The organism is Terriglobus sp. YAF25 (assembly GCF_052113305.1).
Classification (GTDB): domain Bacteria; phylum Acidobacteriota; class Terriglobia; order Terriglobales; family Acidobacteriaceae; genus Terriglobus.
Genome location: NZ_JBFRCY010000594.1, coordinates 1 through 2,964, shown reverse-complemented (window position 1 = coordinate 2,964; position 2,964 = coordinate 1). Strand labels below are relative to the sequence as shown.

General features: G+C 55.6%; 3 protein-coding genes. All 3 read right to left on the bottom strand.

Annotation, left to right across the window (positions count from 1 at the left end; genetic code table 11):
* The coding region (locus tag AB4043_RS20735; protein ID WP_442307957.1) for a winged helix-turn-helix domain-containing protein at positions 1–502 on the bottom strand (502 nt) is incomplete at its 3' end.
* 364 nt (positions 503–866) lie between these two features.
* Positions 867–1,382, bottom strand: coding sequence for a hypothetical protein (locus AB4043_RS20730; protein ID WP_442300361.1), 516 nt, complete (start codon positions 1,380–1,382; stop codon positions 867–869).
* Positions 1,383–1,396: 14 nt separating this feature from the next.
* Complete coding sequence (locus tag AB4043_RS20725; protein ID WP_442300360.1) at positions 1,397–2,902, bottom strand: di-heme oxidoredictase family protein; 1,506 nt, start codon at positions 2,900–2,902, stop codon at positions 1,397–1,399.
* Between the last annotated feature and the right edge of the window lie 62 nt (positions 2,903–2,964).

Below are 2,964 nucleotides of genomic sequence, written 5' to 3'. Positions count from 1 at the left end.
CGCATAGACCTACCGCGAGACCATAGATCCAGATGCGACGAGGCGCATATCTGGCGGAGTGAGACATTGCCAAAGTGCTCTCGCCTCCGCCCGCCTTTGGAAGCTCTTCAGCAGCGATCGCCTCGGGCTCATCGTGCTCACGTACTTCGTTAGAGGCAGGACTGGACGGATCCGCCGTTCTCACCTGCGCAATGAAACGGTACCCAAGTGTCGGCACCGTCTCAATGTACTTCGGAGCCTTAGGATCATCGCCCAGTTGCTTCCGGAGTATGGCAATCGCCCGGGTCAAGGTCGATTCTTCGACAAAGGTGTCTTTCCAGACCGTTCCCAGGATCGTCTTTTTTTCAAGGAGCGTTCCTGGAGCGGCAACTAACAGGAACAGAACCCGAAGCGCTTTGGGTTCAACCGACATCCGCTCCCCACGACGGCTGAGAGAAAAGTCCTGCTCACTAAGCTCATAGTCGTCAAACAGATAAAGCACAATCACCTCTGCGGACTCCATGCCCCTGGAACGGACAAGGGATTATGCGAAGCCTGGTCTTTTTCAAACCATCGGGGACAGATTACTATCGACGGATTCTCCTCACCTCCAGTTGTGTTGAAACAATGAACAACCTCGCCAGGGTTTGTTTGGTTCCTTGGGTGTCCTGAATGAATTGGATGTATCTGGAGATCAGACAAGCCCGTAGGGCCGGCCGCGTCGTGGGCAACTCATGCACGCGTGATATGTCAGTTGAGATGAGTGCCGGTGAGCCGCCTGCTCGCTACAGATGAGAAGGTACAGGGCGCGCGTAAGGTTGGAAGGATTTCTCCTGGCCACCTGTTCCTACCTGCGCGCCCTGGCTTCCATCCAGGATTGTTACGCCCTAGTGCAGCTCCTGCGCAGACGTATCCACGCGCGCGGCGCTCTTTGACTGGATTGTCTTACGGTAGACCCCGACATTGGTGACGGCATTGCCGCTTCCGTCGGTAGAGGTCGTCGTGATTGTCATCGTCTGACCATCCGGTGAGACAGCGCGGTGGCTTGTCGCCACCGCCCGTCCCCCACGGGTGTACTGCGCAATCACTTCAGAAGGGCTAACGCGCTTTGTTGAAACTGGCAGGAGCATGCCCTTCCCGCCAGACACGATCACCGGTCGTCCATCATATCGGGCAACGTAATCTGCGGTGAAAGAGATACCGTCCCTCAGATGCGTCTCCGAGTGGTAATGCACCCCTTCTTTCGTCTCCTTCATTTCGATGGTCATGGCCTCGGGAAGGCCGACCGTATACTTTGACATTTTTGTGTCCATGATCCACTTTCCAAGAAATGGATCCACGGCGCAGAGAATCGTGGAGCACGCCAGCAGCACCGCCATCGTAGCGATATGGGTAAGTTTCATGCCCATTTCTCCCTCTACAGTGACCGCAGAAAGTCCAGAACGGACTGTTTGTCTCTCTCTGAGAGCCCATTGAACCGTCGAACTACCGTGTTCGCTTCCGAGGGAGCGTAGCGCGTGGAATCGCGGTCTCTGGATGGATTGTCGCCTCCATCCGAGCCAGCATGAGAGAAGTGGTCTTGAACGGCCACCATGAGATCGTCGGTACGTCCATCGTGGAGAAAGAAGATGCGCTGGCCTAGTCCCCAGAGTGGCGTCGTGCGGAACTCGTCCGGACCGGCATCACCCTGCACGATATTGTCGGCAAGAGTTGCACCCATGTGGTGCACCAACAGGTCCGAGTAAAGATTAACTTTCCGGCCCCGGAGAGCGACCGTCTGGGGACCGATCTCTTCCGAAGGAGATCCAGGATTCGCCACACCCGGTGTTTCAAAGGAAGGTGTATGGCATAAAGCGCATCCGACTTCGCGGAAGAGTTTCTCACCTCGTTTTGCCGACTCAGTCTGCGCGCCGAGCGAGGGAGCGTCAACGAAGCGCATGAACTCGGTAAACATCAGCCACGCCGGCATGATCTTGAGCGGATTGTTGTACGAGAGATCGTCAGTGCGCGGCACATCGAAAGGCTCATAGGAGAGGTTGCACTCGCTGTCCTCAGAGTGAGTGATGGGGAAAAGATCATTGCTAATGCCCATCTCCACGTTGTAAGCCTCTCCCGCAAAAACGGTCAGAGAAGCATTCTGCGCCTTCCAGCCAAACCGGCTGATGGTTCCGTTGTTGGGAACTATGTTCGGATGGCCTTCAATTCCCAGAAAGCGCTTCAGGTCGCGATCGGAGTTCATGTTCGCGCGAATCGCCGAATCCTGAATCGATTCGATCAGGCCCAGACCGAACAGCTGCAGCGGGATGCGATAGGAAAGGTTGTTCCTTCGAATTTCGTGGTCAAAGTCCGGTTGTTTGAGTTTGCACGCAGGTGCATCGGAGCGCCCTGCTACCGTGAACAGCTGATGGACACCGCCGTCTCTGCTGCCGTCGGTGTTGAACTTGAATCGCACTTCACGGAAAGCTCCGTCCCGTTCTTCAAAGGTTGGAATCGTATTGGTCGCACCCATGCGGTTCGCGACCGTAAACGCAACATTCTTCCGCGTAGCGCTGCCGCCAATCATCGGTTGGAAGTGGCAGATGAAGCATTGATCGGCATTGAATCTCGGTCCCATACCAGCCGAGTTGACCATAGCGAGGGGAGAAAACGGATTTTGCGGGTCCGGGTCGACCGGAAGAACTCCCTGAGGCTGCTGCGCACACGTGTCACAGGTGCCTTCAAGTTCCGAGACGCGCAGCAGGCTCTCGGCAAAAAGCGAGATTTCGTTTGCGTTGAGCCCGGCTACCGGGTTGGGAATGGCAGAAGTTGGGTTGGGGCGTGGGCCCGGATCTTTCGCTCGGAATGAGAACTCGCGAAATTGGGCATGAAGGTTGAGGGAAACAAGGAAAATAAGTACTACAAACGGTCTACGAATATCAGTCATGGGGATGGACCTGCCTTCGATCGTTCAACTTTCCTGGAGTCAAAATTTGCGCTTTCTCCAGC